Below are 14,884 nucleotides of genomic sequence, written 5' to 3'. Positions count from 1 at the left end.
GATTCTGTGCTGAAGCCGTGTGTTTCTCATGCGGAGTCAGGCGGCGCGGACCATCCCGGAATCGGAATGGAAAGAGCCGTGGTGAACTGCGTGCCTGGCTTTCCGCAGGGTTATTCCGAACCCCTTCCGACCGTGGTCAAGCTAGTCCCGAATTACGTTCGGCGGCGTGCGCGGCGCGACCGGAACCGCCCGTACGTGTGACGCCGTTGGGGCGAAACGGGTGTCGTGATCCTGTGACAGAAGCGTGATCGGAGGGGTATCAGAGCCCCCTGTGGCGCTCCGGGCTTCCGCCTCGGGAGCCGGCGGCCTACGGTGGCGGCATGGCACCCCATCCCGCACCTGCCGCCGAACCCGAGGACTCCCCGGAGCGTTACGTCGGCCTGGAGGCCGGGCAGGCCGAGCGGCTCGCCCGCGAGCGCGGCTGGCGCACGGTCCGCTCGCTGCCGCCGGGCTCGATCATCACCATGGAGTACCTCTTCGGACGGATCAATTTCGAGGTCGAGGACGGCAGGGTCAAGCGCTCCTGGAAGGGCTGACCGAACGCACCCATGACGAAGGCCCCGGCTCCTGCGAGCCGGGGCCTTCGTCATGGGTGCAGGTGGGTGTGCGTACCGGTCCCGCGATGTGCGCCGCTCAGCCGCCCGCCAGGGGCCGGGCCGAGGCGGTGCCGCGCGAGGCGCGGTCCGAGTGCGGCGGGCGGCGGCTGCCCACCGGGGTGACCGGGGTGCGTTCCGCCCGGGTCATGTGCGGTCCGGGGGCCAGGTACGCCGGTGAGCGGGAGGCGCGGGAGGCGGTCACCGGTTCCCACGCGGGAGCCGGCTCCTCGGCGGCGCGCGGGGTGACGACCAGCGACGGGGCGCCGACCGGGGCCGGAGCGCGCACCGGGGCGGCACGGCGGCTGCGCAGGCGGTCCCTCAGCGCCAGGATGCGGACCTCGGCGGTGGCGATCGGCGACTCGAACCAGGGCAGCGCCAGCAGGATGAGCAGGCCCGCTGCCCAGCCGAGGAGCACGTCGCTCAGCCAGTGCGTACCGAGGTAGACGGTGGTCATGCCGACGCCCAGGGAGGTCACCGCGGACAGCGCGGACAGCCAGCGTCTGGCTCGCGGCGTGGAGGCCAGATAGGCGAGGATGCCCCAGGTCACCACGGCGTTCGCGGTGTGACCGGAGGGGAATATATCGCCGCCGCGCCACATCTCGTTCGACCCGATCACGGTCGCGTAGTGCGGTCCGAGACGCCCCATGCCGTACTTGGCGGCACCGACCGTGATGTTGAGCAGCAGCAGCGCCGCGGCCAGGGTGAGCAGCGGGCGCAGGGTGTGCTGCCGCCAGGAGCGCCAGCCGAGCCAGGCCGCGACCATCACCGCGGTGGGACCGCGCTGGCCGAGCACCACGTAGTAGTCGAGGAACGCGTGGATCTGCGGCCACTGCTGGTACGGCCGGAAGAACATGACCTGCCAGTCGAGCCGGACCAGCCAGGAGGAGACGACGACGGCCCACACGATCGCCAAGTAGAAGGCCAGAGTTGCCGAGAAGAGAACAACTCGGTGCCGGCTCATCCTGGGCACGTCGATGTGGGCCGGTCGGCTCGGCTCACGGTCCAACCGGGCGAAGACCCGCTCCCAACGGCTCAGCTTTCGTTCGGTACGCACTCAATCGACGTTACAGCGGGTGAGCTGTGAACCCGCCCGAATCACTGGGGTCGTGATGACGATGTGATGTGGGATTCCTCTCAACAGGTCGTTTATTTCGACGGATTCCACAATGAGCTGCGAGGAGTGACCTTCAATTCCATTGATCTTCGGGGTCCACGTTTTATGGCCCTTATCTATTCGTTCACCGAATGCTCGGGCTCAATTCCCCGGCCGATCACCGCCCGTCGCGGAGTGGATCACAGCGGACCGGAGCCGTTCAGCCACAACGCTCCGTAGACGGCCGATGCCACGGCGACACCGCCGAGCACCGACGCCGATGTCGATGTTCGTCCCCGGGCGAGAGCGCGGGCGAGGGGCAGCAGCAGGGGGAAGGCGGGCATCAGGAGGCGCGGTTTCGAGCCGAAGAAGCTTGCCGCGCCGAGCGCGAGCGCCGTGACCACGCCCGTGTACACGAGCAACGGCAGCGGCTGGCCCTGCCGTACGCACACCACGTACAACCAGACGATCAACGCGACCCCGGCAACCAGACCCACGCCGGCCGGCACCGAGGCCAGGGACGTGAACTTGGCGGCGGCGAAGCGCGCGAAGGCGTAGCCGCCGTCGAAGCCGTTGCGCCAGCCCGCCTGGACGTCGAGGTAGCCGAGAGGGCCCCGGCCGGTGCGGTGACCGACCCACAGGACGTACCCGGCGGCGCCGAGCGGGGCGAGGAGCATCCCCAGCGCCCGGCGGACCGGGCTGCCGGGTCGCCCGTCCACAGCCGACGCGCCCCGGTCGCGTGCGTACGCACGGATCGCCGCCATCCACACGGCCGCGACCACGGCCGCACCGACCGGACGGGTCAGGCCCGCCAGCGACGCGAGCAAGCCCGCACTCACCCAGCGGTCCGTCAGTACCGCGTACAGCGCCCAGGCGGCGAGCGCCGTGAACAAGGACTCGCTGTACGCCATCGACTGCACGATCCCGACCGGCAGCGCCGCCCACACCAGCACCGCGCACACTCCGACACGGCGCCCGTACACATGGTCCGCGACGGCGAAGATCCCCCAGGCCGCGGCGAGCGAGGCGAGCGTCGAGACGGCCAGGCCCGCGTCGGCGTACGACAACGGGGTGAGTGCCGCGCCGAGCCGCTCCAGCCAGGGCAGCAGCGGGAAGAACGCGAGGTTGGAGTGCACGTCGCCGTTCGGCAGGCGGACCTGGTAGCCGTAACCGAGCGCGGCGACCCGGGTGTACCACAGCGAGTCCCAACGGGCGCTCAGCAGCGTGTGCGGGCTCGTGCCGCGCGCCGCGCTCCACACGGCGAGCACGACGAGCCCCAGGGCGCGCACGGCGACGTACCCCGCGAGGGCGGGGGCGGCCCGGCGCACGGTGCCGCTGGGGGGCGGCACCGGGCGCGTTGCAAGATCGGTCACGCGCTCGATTATCGGCGCCGTACGGAACCGCAGCGGTCATCCGCACGTGGTGACCGGGGGAGGCGTGGCACATGCCACATCCTCTCCCAGGGGAACGTGAGAGGTCTGCCACGCGACGGCCGGGGGAACTCGCGTACGCTGACGACTCACTCACTTCGTTGCGTGGGCCCGGAGTACCGCTCCTCCCGGCCGCTACCGCGGGGACGTCCCCACCTCGTGGATCCGCCGAAGCGAGGGACCATCTGGGAGGTACGCACATGTCCGGGACGACCACGGCCGCCGCTCGGCTGCGCCGTAGGACGGCCGGGGCGGGTGCCAACCGCTGGGTCGTGCTCGTCGTCCTCTGTGTGAGCCTGCTGCTCGTCGCCCTCGACGCGACCGTGCTGCACGTGGCGATGCCCGCCGTCACCGAGGACCTCAAGCCCGGCGCCATGGAACTGCTCTGGATCGTCGACACCTATCCGCTCGTCTGTGCCTCGCTGCTGATCCTGTTCGGCACGCTGGGCGACCGGATCGGCCGTAGACGCGTCCTGCTGCTCGGCTACGGACTCTTCGGAGTCGCCTCCGGTGTCGCCGCCCTGGCCCAGGACGCCCAGGTGCTGATCACGGCGCGGGCGCTGCTCGGCGTGGGCGGCGCGATGATCATGCCGGCGACGCTGTCCATCCTGCGCCAGGTGTTCCCCGACCGGCGCGAGCGGGCGCTGGCGATCGGCATCTGGAGCGCGGTGGCCGCCGTGGGCGCGGCGGTCGGTCCCCTGCTCGGCGGCTTCCTGCTGGAGCACTTCTGGTGGGGTTCGGTCTTCCTGATCAACATCCCGCTGATGCTGGTCAGTCTGCCGGTCGGACGGCTGCTGCTGCCCGAGTCGAGGGGTGACAGGGACGGCCCGTGGGACGTGGTCGGTGCTCTCATGGCGGCGGGCGGTCTCTTCGGGCTGGTGCTCGGAGTGAAGAGGCTCGGCGGCGGTGAGCCGCCGATCACCCCGGCCACACTGCTGCCGCTGCTGGTGGGCGCGGCCCTGCTGGCGGGTTTCGTACGACGGCAGCGACGCCGCGCACACCCCCTGGTGGACCTGAGGATGTTCGCGCGTCCGGCGTTCAGCACATCGGTGGGGTGCATCGTGCTGGCGATGCTCGCGCTGGTCGGTCTGGAGCTGATCGCGGCGCAGTACCTGCAACTGGTGCTGCGTCTCTCGCCGCTGCAGACGGGCCTCAGGCTGCTGCCGCTGACGTTCGCGGCGATGGCGGCGGGCCTGGTCGGCTCCCACCTGCTGCACCGGTTCGGTCCGCGCCGGATGGTCGCCGTCGGCTTCTGCCTCACGGCCGCGGCGGTGCTCCTGCTGACGGCGATGGGCGGGGAGGACGATCCGGCACTGCTGCTGTCCGGTTTCGTCCTGCTGGGCTTCGGGCTGGAGACCACGCTGTTCGCGGCGTACGAGTCGATGCTGAGCGAGGCGCCGCAGGAGCAGTCCGGTGGCGCGGCGGCGATCGGCGAGACGTCGTACCAGCTGGGCGCGGGCATCGGCATCGCACTGTTGGGCAGCGTGATGAACGCGGCGTACGCGCCCGGGCTGTCCTCGGTGCCCGGAGTCCCGGCGGGGGCGTCACGGGCGGCGGGGCACTCGCTGGGGGAGGCGTACGAGGTGGCGGACCGGCTGGGCGGTGCGCGGGGCGCCGCACTGCGCCACGCCGCGCGGGACTCCTTCGTGCACGGCCTGCATGTGACGCTGCTGGTGAGTGCGGGGCTGTTGCTGCTGGGGGCGCTGATGGCGGCGAGGCTGCCGCGGGTGATGCACTGTGAGGCACCTCCGGCGGGGGTGCCGACATCGCGCGAGGCCGCCGACACGCGCGTCTCGGCGTAGCCGGGGCCCCGCCCCCCTTCGGGCAGCGAGCTGCCCGGTCGAGGCCGGCCCGGTACTGGACGTGGAGCGCACCGGGCCGTAGCGTCGGCCCCGTCCAACCCTGGCTAGCGCTGTTAGTTTTCAGTGTCACGGAGGCTGCCCCCATGACCGCGTCCTCGACGTTGCCGCCCTTCGACCCGGCCGACCCGCTGGGGATCGACGACCTGCTGGACGCCGAGGACCGCGCCATCCGCGACACCGTACGGACCTGGGCGGCGGACCGCGTGCTGCCGTACGTCGCCGAGTGGTACGAGAAGGGCGAGCTGCCCGCCATCCGCGAGCTCGCCCGTGAGCTGGGCGGCATCGGCGCCCTCGGCATGTCCCTCAGCGGCTACGGCTGCGCGGGAGCCAGCGCCGTGCAGTACGGGCTCGCCTGCCTGGAACTCGAGGCCGCGGACTCCGGCATCCGGTCGCTGGTGTCCGTGCAGGGCTCCCTCGCCATGTACGCCATCCACCGCTACGGCAGCGAGGAGCAGAAGCAGCAGTGGCTGCCGCGCATGGCCGCCGGGGAGGTCATCGGCTGCTTCGGGCTCACCGAACCCGACCACGGCTCCGACCCGGCCTCGATGCGGACGTACGCCAAGCGCGACGGCTCCGACTGGGTCCTGAGCGGCCGCAAGATGTGGATCACCAACGGCTCCGTCGCCGGTGTCGCCGTCGTCTGGGCGCACACCGACGACGGCATCCGCGGGTTCGTCGTCCCCACCGACAGCCCGGGCTTCTCCGCCCCGGAGATCAAGCACAAGTGGTCCCTGCGCGCCTCCGTCACCAGCGAGCTGGTCCTGGACGACGTACGGCTGCCCGCCGACGCCGTACTCCCCGGCGTCGCAGGACTCAAGGGACCGCTCAGCTGTCTCTCCCACGCCCGCTACGGGATCGTGTGGGGTGCCATGGGGGCCGCCCGGTCGTGCTTCGAGGCCGCCGTGGAGTACGCGAAGAGCAGGGAACAGTTCGGCAGGCCCATCGGGGGGTTCCAGCTCACCCAGGCCAAGCTCGCCGACATGGCGGTCGAACTGCACAAGGGGATTCTGCTCGCCCACCATCTGGGGCGGCGCATGGACGCGGGACGGCTGCGTCCCGAACAGGTCAGCTTCGGCAAGCTCAACAACGTCCGCGAGGCCATCGAGATCTGCCGCACCGCGCGCACGATCCTCGGCGCCAACGGGATCTCCCTCGAGTACCCCGTGATGCGGCACGCCACCAACCTGGAGTCGGTGCTCACGTACGAGGGCACCGTCGAGATGCACCAGCTCGTGCTGGGCAAGGCGCTCACCGGACTCGACGCCTTCCGATGACCCGGAACCCGGGAGCGGGCAGGGCCGGTGAGCGGCCCTGCCTCAGCTCTGGTTGAAGAAGCCGTCGCCCTGCCGGCTCGCGGTGTCGCCGCTGACGATCTCCGTGTTCGCCGGGGTCAGCAGGAACACCCGGCTGGAGACACGGTCGATCGAGCCGCGCAGGCCGAAGATCAGCCCGGCCGCGAAGTCGACCACGCGCTTGGCGTCGCCGGGCTCCATGTTGGTGAGGTTCATGATGACCGGGACCCCGTCCCGGAACAGCTCGCCGATGGCCCGGGCGTCCCGGAAGCTGTCCGGGGTGACCGTGCCGATCCGGCGGCCCTTCTCCTCCGCCGTGTCGGAGGCGACCTTGACGCGCGGGTCGGTCACCCAGGCGTCGCCGTGCTCCTGGTCCTCGGCGTAGTCGTCGTCGTAGTAACGCTCGTCATCGTTGTCGTCGACGAGGCCGAGCCAGGCACTCGCCTTGCGCACCGATCCCATGGACGCCTCCTCTCACAGCGGTCTTTTTCATGCCTTCCGCAACCCCATGGTCGTCCATGATGCGGATGTGGCGCCAAGGGGATAGACGCCGCGCGGGGGTTTCGTGACGGTACTGGTGCACAGCGGATCCGTCGAGAGGCCGTGTGCCCCAAGAGTTCGGGCTCAGACGCCTGCTGACTATGAGTGAAATACGATTTGTCACGGCGTCCGGGTGACGGTGAGTGCGTATGGGTGAACGAGTCGGCGGATAATCTGCCGCAACTCAACATCGTACGAGCCGCGGGGGAACGGGGGGTGTCGTGTTCGGAATGGTCCGGCCCTGTCGTCACCGGATGAGCGAGAGCCTGAGGCGCAGTGGATGGCGCACTTGTGCGGGCTGTGTCTCGCACTGCGCCGGGACCACGGGCAGCTCGCGCGCGTCGTCACCAACTATGACGGCGTGCTGATCTCCGTTCTGACGGAGGCTCAGGCCGAACGGCAAAAACGCCGGGTGGCGGCGCACCGCCCCTCCCTGCCCTTCCCCAAGCTCTTGACGAGTCCTCGCCGGGCGCCCCGGCAACGCCGCACCGCTCGCCGAGGCCGGCCGGCTCTTCGGCCGCCTCGCGCACCTGCTGGACGCCGTGGAGGACCGGGAGGCGGACGCCGCGTCGGGCGCCTGGAACCCTCCCCCAAGCTCTCGCTTCGCTCGAGCAGGGGGGACCCCCATCGGCCACGGACACCTCACTGGAGGAGGCCCGTCGCCTCGCCGACGACTCGCGCTGCGGGACGTCGCCCGGGGGTCCGGGGTCTCCCCGGAAGGACACGGCACCGAGGGACGGCTCGCACACGTCCTGCTCGTCCACGAGCTGCGGTGCTCGGTGGACCGGGCCTTCGGCACCGAGTCCTGCGGGCACGGCCCTCAGGGCGCCTTCGGCCCACTCCGGCAGGACGGTCCGCACACCACGGAGGATCTCTCGAAGCCGGCAAGCGGGGCTTCGTGGCCGGCTGCGCGGTGGCCGTGGGGCTGTGCTGCACCTGCCATGTTTGCTGCGCCGACGAGTTCGAAGGACCGTGATCACGGAAGAGGCGCGAGGGATGGTGCAACAACTGCGACTGCGACTGTGACTGCGGCGATTCGGCGATTGCGGCGACTGCTGTGAGTGCTGCGGCAACTGCTGTTCCTGCGGCGACGGTTGTGACTGCGGCTGCGACTGCTGACGTCCGCTGTGCAAAAGATGTCCCACACGTAAAACAAGCACATGATCTGGTGACCGGTGCGCCGTGGTGATCGTTGGCCGGGGGCAGAACGATTTTCTGCCCCTCCGACCATTCGTCCTCCATATAAGGCACTTCATCAGTGGACGTCACACCCCCCACCACCCGCGCCAGGCTGCTGAGGTTCCTCGTCCTCGCCCTCGCCGTCCTGCTCGCCCTGCTCGGCGCGGCCGCCGCCCAGCAGATCTCCGAACACCGCGACGCGGCCGCCACCGCCGACCACGCCCGGCTCGAGATCGCCCTCCAGGGGCTCGTCCACGGGCTGCAGAAGGAACGCGGGCTGACCACCGGATATGTCGGCGGCGTACGGCAGTTCGGAGCGAAGCTGCCCGCGCAGCGCAGAGCCACCGACACCGCACGCGCCCGGCTGGAACGAGAGCTGCGGGGCCGTGACGATGCTGCCGCCGCCTCCGTGCGCGCGTCCCTGGGACGGCTCGACGGGCTCACCGCGATCCGCCGGCACGCCGACGACGGCACCGGCGCCTTCCAGGAGACCTTCGCCTCCTTCAGCACCGGCATCACCGTCCTCGACCGGCTCGATCTCGGGCTCGACGACGTGCACGACGTCCGGCTCCGCGCCGCCTGCCGGGCGCTCGACATCCTCGGCGACGCCAAGGAGTCCGCCGACGAGGAGCGCGCCATCGTCCTGGGCTCGGTACGCGCCGGACGGTTCCGCGGCGACGACTACAACCGCTTCCTGCAGCTCCGCGCGGCCAGGCTCGCCGCCCTGGAGAGCTTTCCGCGCTCGGCCACCGCGGCCCAGCGACGGCGCCTCGACGCCGCGCTCGGCACGGCCGAGGCCGAACGCGCCCTCGCCTACGAGAGTGTCGCCGTGCACGCGGACGGCCGCCTCGCCGCGGCCGCCATTCCCCCGATGGCCTGGTGGGAGTCCATGACCTCCGCCGACGACGGACTGCGCGCGGTGCAGATCTCGCTCGGCAAGGACGTGGAGGAGCGCGCCGCCGCACTCCGGAGCGCCGCCCAGCGTGATCTGCTGCTGTTCGTGCTGTTCGCGTTCGGCACCGTCACCGCGCTCGGCCACCTCGCCCTCGACTGCGTCCGATCCGTCTCGACTCCGCTCGCCGTCCTGGCCCAGCAGGCACTGGAGGTGGCCGCCACTCGGCTGCCGCGCGCGGTCGCCGCCGGGCGGCGTGGCACTTGGGGCGGGCACCACGGCCCGCCCGCACCGCTCGCGGTGCCCGGCCGGGCCGGGGCCGAGGTGCTCCACGTCGCCGAGGCGTTCGACCGTGTGCAGCGCGTCGCCTTCGACCTCGCCACCGAGCAGGTGGTGCTCCGCCCCGCGCCCCTTGAGGACGGGGCGGAACCCTTCAGTTCTTCAGTTCGGGAGGTGAGATCTGCGACGTGCTGATCGCCGAGTCCGTCGTCCCCCACTTCTTCAGGATCTTCTCGTACGTTCCGTCGGCGATCAGATGGTTCACCGCGGCCTGGAACGCCGCCGCCAGCTTCGTGCCCTTCTTGAAGGCGAAGCCGACGTCGAGGCGGTGGTACTCGTTCAGGAACTTCAGCCCCGGCTGCTGAGCGACCGCGTACCGCAGGCCGTTGATCGTCGACATCACCACATCGCTGCGGCCCTGCTGCAGGGACGACCACAGCGCGCCCGACTCGCTGTACGTCTGCACGCCGTACGCTTTTTTGCCCGCGTCCGTGCAGACGTGCTCGTTCTCCTCCAGGGTCGCCTCGAAGGTCGTGCCGGCGCCGGTCGCCACGTTCAGCCCGCACAGCTGCTTCAGGTCGGTGATCTTCGTGAGGTCGCTGTCCTTGCGGGCGGCGAAGCCCTGGCCGTCGTTGATGTAGGTGACGAAGTCGATCGTCCTGCGCCGCTCGTCGGTGACACCGAAGTTGCTCGCACCGAAGGCGTACTTGCCGCTGCCGAGCGCCGGCAGGATCGCCTCGAAGCTCGCCGGTTCGAGCTTCAGCTTGATGCCGAGCGTCTTGGCGACGGCGTTGGAGAAGTCGATGTCCTGCCCGACGAGTGTCTTTCCGTCGTCCAGATAACTGGTGCCCGGCAACTGGCCGGAGACGGCGACCCCGACGGTGAGGTCGTGCACGCCCGCCGGCAGCAGCTCGGCGGCGGGCTCGTACGCCTTGATGGCCGACACGACGTCCGTGGCCGGGATCTTCCCGGTCTCGGCCGCGGCCCGGGCATCGGTACCACCCGAGCCCGACGCGTCGCCGGAACCGCACGCGGTGAGCGACAGAGCTGCCGAAACAGCAAGGGCAAAGGGGGTGAAAAGCCTCTTGTTTGTACGTGTCAACGTACGCATGGGTCAGCGGTCTCCTGGGAGCGGAAGTGGCAGCGCGCGAGGGAACGCGAAGGAGGGAGGCGCGTGTGAAGGCGTGGAAAGCGCGTGGGCGAACGCGAAAGAGGCCCTGCGGATCAGGGCGTACAGGGCGTCAGGGCGTGCAGGGCGTCAGCTCAACAGGAACAGGACCACACGCGACCGAAGTCGATGTGGGAGCGGGTGACCAGCCGCTGCTGTGGGCGCATGTGTCAAGTGGAACAGGCATCCGTTTCCCCGTCAACCGACTTGAGACGCACGGCTCACACTGTGGACGGCCTTGACAGCCCGGGGAAACGGCCACGTACGCTCAGGGCACGGCCCTGCTGAGGGGCTCGGCCGTACAGCGCCTGTGTGAAGGCACCCACCCGTGTTCGACTCGACGTATCACGGAGCCTTCGCATGTCCTCCGAGACCCTCGCCAAACCGGCCGCGGCTGCCGAAGAAGCCGCGCCCCCGCGTCTCGTCCCGCGGCGCCACCTCGGTCAGTGGGCCGCGGCCCTCGTGGTCCTGGTCCTGCTCGGTTTCGCCCTCACCTCCATCGTGCGCAACGAGGCGTTCCAGTGGGACGTCGTCGGCGCCTACTTCACCTCCACCGCCGTCCTGCGCGGCCTCTGGCTGACCCTCTGGCTGACCGCGGTCGTCATGGGGCTCGGCTTCGCCCTGGGCACCCTGCTCGCTGCGGCCCGGCTGTCCGCCAACCCGGTCCTGAAAAGCGTCAGTTGGGGGTACGTCTGGCTGTTCCGCTCGGTGCCGATCCTGGTGCAGCTGCTGTTCTGGTTCAACATCGGCGCCCTGTACCCGCACATCCTCGGCGTGAAGACCGTGAACCTGTTCGGCCCGGTCACCGTCGCCGTCGTCGGCCTGACGCTGCACGAGGCCGCGTACGCCGCCGAAGTGGTGCGCGGCGGCATCCTCTCCGTCGACCGGGGCCAGATCGAGGCCGCGCAGGCGCTCGGCCTGAGCCGGTGGCAGCGCTGGTGGCGGATCGTGCTCCCGCAGGCGATGCGGTCCATCGTGCCGCCGGCCGCGAACATGCTGATCGGCACTCTCAAGGGCACGTCCATCGTCAGCGTCATCGCCGTCCAGGACCTGCTCTACTCGGCGCAGCTCATCTACCACCGCACCTACCAGGTCATCCCGCTGCTGATGGTGGCCACGCTCTGGTACGTCATCGTCACCTCGGTGCTCAGCGTGGGCCAGTACTACGTGGAGAAGCGCTACGCGCGCGGTGCGGAGCGCACACGGTGAGCGGTGACCGACCTTCGCTGGTGATCGTGGGTGCCGGACCGCGGGGGACCGGTTTCCTGGAGCGGATCGCCGCCAACGCCCCCGCTCTCTACGCCGGTTCCGAGCTGGACGTGCACCTGGTGGACCCGTATCCGCCCGGCGGCGGACGCATCTGGCGCCAGGCGCAGTCGCCGCTGCTGTGGATGAACTCGCACGCCGAGGACGTCACCATGTTCACCGACGAGACGGTGACCATGGAGGGCCCGGTGCGCGAGGGCCCCACCCTGCACGAGTGGGCGGGCGTCGGCGGGCGTCTGTTCGCCGACCGGCAGCGGCAGGGTGCGTACCTGAGCTGGGTCTACGAGCAGACGGTCGCCGCCCTGCCGCCCGGTATCCGCGTCCACCACCACCCCCGCCTCGCCGTCCGGGTCGACGGCCCGCCCGACGGCCGGCAGCGGGTCTGGCTGGAGGGACTGGCCGAGCCGCTGACCGCCGACCTCGTGGTCCTCACGCTCGGCCACCTCGACGCCGAACTCGACGACGAGCAGCGCGCGTTGGCGTCGTACGCCCGCAGGCACGGCCTTGTCCATCTGCCACCCGACTTCACGGCCGACAGCGACCTGTCACCGCTGAAGGCGGGCGAGCCGGTCCTCGTCCGCGGCTTCGGGCTCGCCTTCGTCGACCTCATGGTGCTGCTCACCGAGGGACGCGGCGGACGGTACGAGGGGGACACGTACGTGCCTTCGGGACGCGAACCGGTCCTGTACGTCGGCTCCCGGCGCGGCGTGCCCTACCACTCGAAGATCGGCTACGACTGGACGGGAGAGAGGCCGCCGCTGCCCCGGTTCTTCGGGCCCGCCGAGGTCGACGCGCTGCTCGCGCGCCCCGAGGGCTTCGACTTCCGGCGCGACGTGTGGCCGTCGGTCGAGAAGGAGCTGGGCTTCGCCCACTACCACCGGCTGTTCACCGCCCACCCCGAGCGCACCACGGTCGCCTGGAGGGACTTCGAGGAGAAGTACGCCGTGGCGGACGCGGCCTCGCTGCCCGCGCTGGTGTCCGCCGCCGTCCCCGACCCCGCCGACCGCTTCGACCTCAGCACCCTCGACCGTCCGCTGGACGGCGTGCGCCACGCCTCCTACGACGGCCTCCAGGACGGTCTGCGCCGCTACATCGAGGCCGACCTGGACCGGCGCCACGACCCCGCCCGCAGTCCGGACCTGGCGGTCTTCCTCGGGCTGCTCTCCGTCTACGGGCAGCTGGTGCGGCTCGGCGACATCGGACCCTGGTGGCACGGCTTCTTCAGCTACCTGGCCTCCGGTCCGCCCGGGCCACGACTGCGGCAGATGCTCGCGCTGTCACGCGCGGGCGTGCTGAAGTTCCTCGGCGCCGACATGACCGTCACCGCCGAGGACGGCGTCTTCCGGGCGTCGAGCGGCACCGTGCCCGACGCGTTCGTCGGGGCCCGCGCATTGGTCGAGGCGCGGCTGCCGCACCCCACGGTCGAACGCACCCGCGACCGGCTGCTGCGGGAACTGCACGCGGACGGCGCAGCCGCCACCGCCGAGGGACTGCTCGCCGTGGACCCCGCCGACGGGCGCGTCCTGGACCGCTCCGGCCGCCCGCATCCGAGGCGCTTCGCGCTCGGCCCGCACACCGACGCCCGGGGTTCCGGCGCGTTCACCCGGCCCCGCACGGGCGGGCCCGCGTTCCGGCAGAACGACGCGGCGGCACGGGCGGCACTGACCGTCCTGCGCGGCCCGTCCACGGCGCTGTGACGCCCCATCAGCCACAGAAAGGTTTCACTCGAGATGACCTCATCACCCGGCCGGGGGCTGTTGCACCTGGCCGCCGCCGTCGACCAGCGGGAGGCTCGTGATGTCGACCGCCATGTCGAGGCGGTACGGCTCGCGGAGCGCGGTGCGCTCGACTTCGTCACGCTCGGCGACCACTCCGCCTGGCCCGGCCCCCACGGTTCCGGGGCCCTGGGCCCCGATGCGCTCGCCGTGCTGCAGCGCGCCGCGCCCGCCACCCGCCGTATCGGCCTGGTGCCCGGCACGTCCGCGGAGCCGTCCCGTGTCCGGGCGGCCCTCGAGACCCTCGACCGGGTCAGCGGCGGCCGGGCGGGCTGGTACCTCGGCCTGCCGGCGACCGAGGGAGAGACCCGGCTCCGGGAAGGGTGGGAGGACTCCGGATCGCCGCAGGGCCACCCGGTCCGCGTCGTCGACGCCACCGACACGGGCACCCGTACGAACGTCGCCCGCCACGCCGACGTGGCACTCGCCCGCGTCACGAGCCCCGCGCAGGCCGCTGCCGTACGCGACGAACTGCGGGACGCGGCACGCGAGTCGGGCCGCGAACCGGACGCCCTGCGCCTCCTGGCGAGCCTCGTCGTCGACCTCGGCGACGGCGAACACGCGGCCGAACCCGGATGGGGGTCCGCCCTGTTCGAGCGAAGCCGAGAACTTGGGGGAGGCGGGAGCGGCCCCCGGCAGACGGCGCACGGCCCCTTCTACCGCGGCGGCCCCATCGACCTGGCCGAACTGATCGCCCACTGGCACACGGCCGGTGTCGTCGACGGCTTCCACCTCAGACCCGCCGAGCCGCGCCGTGACCTGGAGCGGCTCGTCAACGGCACGGTCGCGCTGCTCCAGCACCGCGGTTTGTTCCGCACCTTCTATCCGGGCAGCACACTCAGGGAGCACCTGGGCCTGCCCCGGCCCGCCCACCGGCACGTCGTGACAGGGGGAACGTCATGACGGCGCGCTCTGTGCGACGTTCACCCGAGGGACGAGTTCGTCCGATCGGGCGCCGCCGATGGGTTCTTCCTCGTACCGCATCCCACCACGCTGCGCTCGCACCCCGGGCGCACATGTCCCATATGGAAGGGTTGACCACATGACGACGGACGCATCCGACGAGTGGAAGCAATGGCACGAGCACCGCACCGCGCAGGTGTCGGAGCCGTACGGGCCGCTCGCGTTGACCGGTACCTACTGGCTGGAGGATTATCCGGACGGTCAAATTCCGGACATTCCCGGGCGGTGGACGGACGACGGTGACGCGGTGGCACTGACGGCCGGCAAGGCTGACGGACTGACGGTCGACGGGCGGCCCTTCACCGGTGAGGTCCGCCTGGACGCCGATGCCGGGCCGGTGGGCGCGGCCCGCGTCGCGGCCGGCGAGCGCCGCCTGGTCGTCCTCGCCCGCGAGGGCGTGTGGGGCGTGCGCGAGTACGACCCGGCCGCCCCGGCACGCCGGGACTTCCGGGGCATCGACGCCACGCCCTACGATCCGCGCTGGTCCGTCGAGGGGCACTTCACCCCGTACGGGGAGAGCCGCACCGTACGCGTCGAGAACGCCGACGG

The 14,884-nt window shown here is 71.2% G+C and carries 11 protein-coding genes and 2 pseudogenes; 9 read left to right on the top strand and 4 right to left on the bottom strand.

Translation table 11 applies throughout. The annotated features are described in order from the left end of the window. Nucleotides 1–320 precede the first annotated feature (320 nt). Nucleotides 321–536: an I78 family peptidase inhibitor gene (locus AB0N14_RS33250; protein ID WP_366029422.1), complete on the top strand. Its 216-nt coding sequence runs from the start codon at nucleotides 321–323 to the stop codon at nucleotides 534–536. 97 nt (nucleotides 537–633) lie between these two features. Here AB0N14_RS33250 and AB0N14_RS33245 read toward each other — a convergent pair whose 3' ends face one another. Then, nucleotides 634–1,650: a phosphatase PAP2 family protein gene (locus AB0N14_RS33245; protein ID WP_366029421.1), complete on the bottom strand. Its 1,017-nt coding sequence runs from the start codon at nucleotides 1,648–1,650 to the stop codon at nucleotides 634–636. Nucleotides 1,651–1,889: 239 nt separating this feature from the next. Then, nucleotides 1,890–3,062, bottom strand: coding sequence for a hypothetical protein (locus tag AB0N14_RS33240; RefSeq protein ID WP_366029420.1), 1,173 nt, complete (start codon nucleotides 3,060–3,062; stop codon nucleotides 1,890–1,892). Nucleotides 3,063–3,319: 257 nt separating this feature from the next. On the opposite strand from AB0N14_RS33240, the gene AB0N14_RS33235 reads away from it, so the two are divergent. Continuing rightward, nucleotides 3,320–4,921, top strand: a complete 1,602-nt coding sequence (locus tag AB0N14_RS33235; RefSeq protein WP_366029419.1) for an MFS transporter — start codon at nucleotides 3,320–3,322, stop codon at nucleotides 4,919–4,921. Between the two features lie 143 nt (nucleotides 4,922–5,064). Further along, nucleotides 5,065–6,255, top strand: coding sequence for an acyl-CoA dehydrogenase family protein (locus AB0N14_RS33230; protein WP_366029418.1), 1,191 nt, complete (start codon nucleotides 5,065–5,067; stop codon nucleotides 6,253–6,255). Between the two features lie 42 nt (nucleotides 6,256–6,297). Here AB0N14_RS33230 and AB0N14_RS33225 read toward each other — a convergent pair whose 3' ends face one another. Further along, on the bottom strand, nucleotides 6,298–6,735 hold the full coding sequence (locus tag AB0N14_RS33225; RefSeq protein WP_103840725.1) for a cell division protein SepF: 438 nt from the start codon (nucleotides 6,733–6,735) through the stop codon (nucleotides 6,298–6,300). Between the two features lie 299 nt (nucleotides 6,736–7,034). Here AB0N14_RS33225 and AB0N14_RS33220 point away from each other — a divergent pair. Then, nucleotides 7,035–7,932: pseudogene (locus tag AB0N14_RS33220) on the top strand (DUF5685 family protein). Nucleotides 7,933–8,071: 139 nt separating this feature from the next. Continuing rightward, on the top strand, nucleotides 8,072–9,358 hold the full coding sequence (locus tag AB0N14_RS33215; protein WP_366029417.1) for a nitrate- and nitrite sensing domain-containing protein: 1,287 nt from the start codon (nucleotides 8,072–8,074) through the stop codon (nucleotides 9,356–9,358). Here AB0N14_RS33215 and AB0N14_RS33210 read toward each other — a convergent pair. Then, complete coding sequence (locus AB0N14_RS33210; RefSeq protein WP_366029416.1) at nucleotides 9,318–10,274, bottom strand: ABC transporter substrate-binding protein; 957 nt, start codon at nucleotides 10,272–10,274, stop codon at nucleotides 9,318–9,320. The genes AB0N14_RS33215 and AB0N14_RS33210 overlap by 41 nt on opposite strands. Before the next feature lie 417 nt (nucleotides 10,275–10,691). Between AB0N14_RS33210 and AB0N14_RS33205 the strand changes: the two genes are divergently transcribed. From AB0N14_RS33205 to AB0N14_RS33190, 4 genes and pseudogenes are all read left to right on the top strand, one after another. Then, a complete protein-coding gene (locus AB0N14_RS33205; RefSeq protein WP_366029415.1) occupies nucleotides 10,692–11,540 on the top strand; it encodes an amino acid ABC transporter permease in 849 nt (282 codons plus the stop codon). After that, the gene (locus AB0N14_RS33200; protein ID WP_366029414.1) at nucleotides 11,537–13,294 is read left to right on the top strand and encodes an FAD/NAD(P)-binding protein; all 1,758 of its coding nucleotides are present in this window, start codon (nucleotides 11,537–11,539) and stop codon (nucleotides 13,292–13,294) included. Before AB0N14_RS33205 ends, AB0N14_RS33200 begins: the two co-directional genes overlap by 4 nt. A 33-nt stretch (nucleotides 13,295–13,327) precedes the next feature. Beyond that, nucleotides 13,328–14,275 (top strand): LLM class flavin-dependent oxidoreductase, encoded by a 948-nt coding sequence (locus AB0N14_RS33195; protein WP_366029413.1) that lies wholly within the window; start codon nucleotides 13,328–13,330, stop codon nucleotides 14,273–14,275. A gap of 139 nt (nucleotides 14,276–14,414) precedes the next feature. Beyond that, nucleotides 14,415–14,884, top strand: a pseudogene (locus AB0N14_RS33190) (hypothetical protein); the annotation flags it as partial.

This window comes from Streptomyces sp. NPDC051104, from assembly GCF_040682835.1.
Lineage (GTDB): Bacteria > Actinomycetota > Actinomycetes > Streptomycetales > Streptomycetaceae > Streptomyces > Streptomyces cynarae.
The sequence above is the reverse complement of the archived record's forward strand: the minus strand, read 5'-3'. Positions and strand labels throughout refer to the sequence as shown.

What these genes read in the sequence shown, in the direction of transcription:
- AB0N14_RS33225 (WP_103840725.1), bottom strand. Translation starts at nt 6,735, where the DNA reads ATGGGATCGGTGCGCAAGGCGAGTGCCTGGCTCGGCCTCGTCGACGAC.
- AB0N14_RS33230 (WP_366029418.1), top strand. Translation starts at nt 5,065, where the DNA reads ATGACCGCGTCCTCGACGTTGCCGCCCTTCGACCCGGCCGACCCGCTG.
- AB0N14_RS33195 (WP_366029413.1), top strand. Translation starts at nt 13,328, where the DNA reads ATGACCTCATCACCCGGCCGGGGGCTGTTGCACCTGGCCGCCGCCGTC.
- AB0N14_RS33235 (WP_366029419.1), top strand. Translation starts at nt 3,320, where the DNA reads ATGTCCGGGACGACCACGGCCGCCGCTCGGCTGCGCCGTAGGACGGCC.
- AB0N14_RS33205 (WP_366029415.1), top strand. Translation starts at nt 10,692, where the DNA reads ATGTCCTCCGAGACCCTCGCCAAACCGGCCGCGGCTGCCGAAGAAGCC.
- AB0N14_RS33210 (WP_366029416.1), bottom strand. Translation starts at nt 10,274, where the DNA reads ATGCGTACGTTGACACGTACAAACAAGAGGCTTTTCACCCCCTTTGCC.
- AB0N14_RS33250 (WP_366029422.1), top strand. Translation starts at nt 321, where the DNA reads ATGGCACCCCATCCCGCACCTGCCGCCGAACCCGAGGACTCCCCGGAG.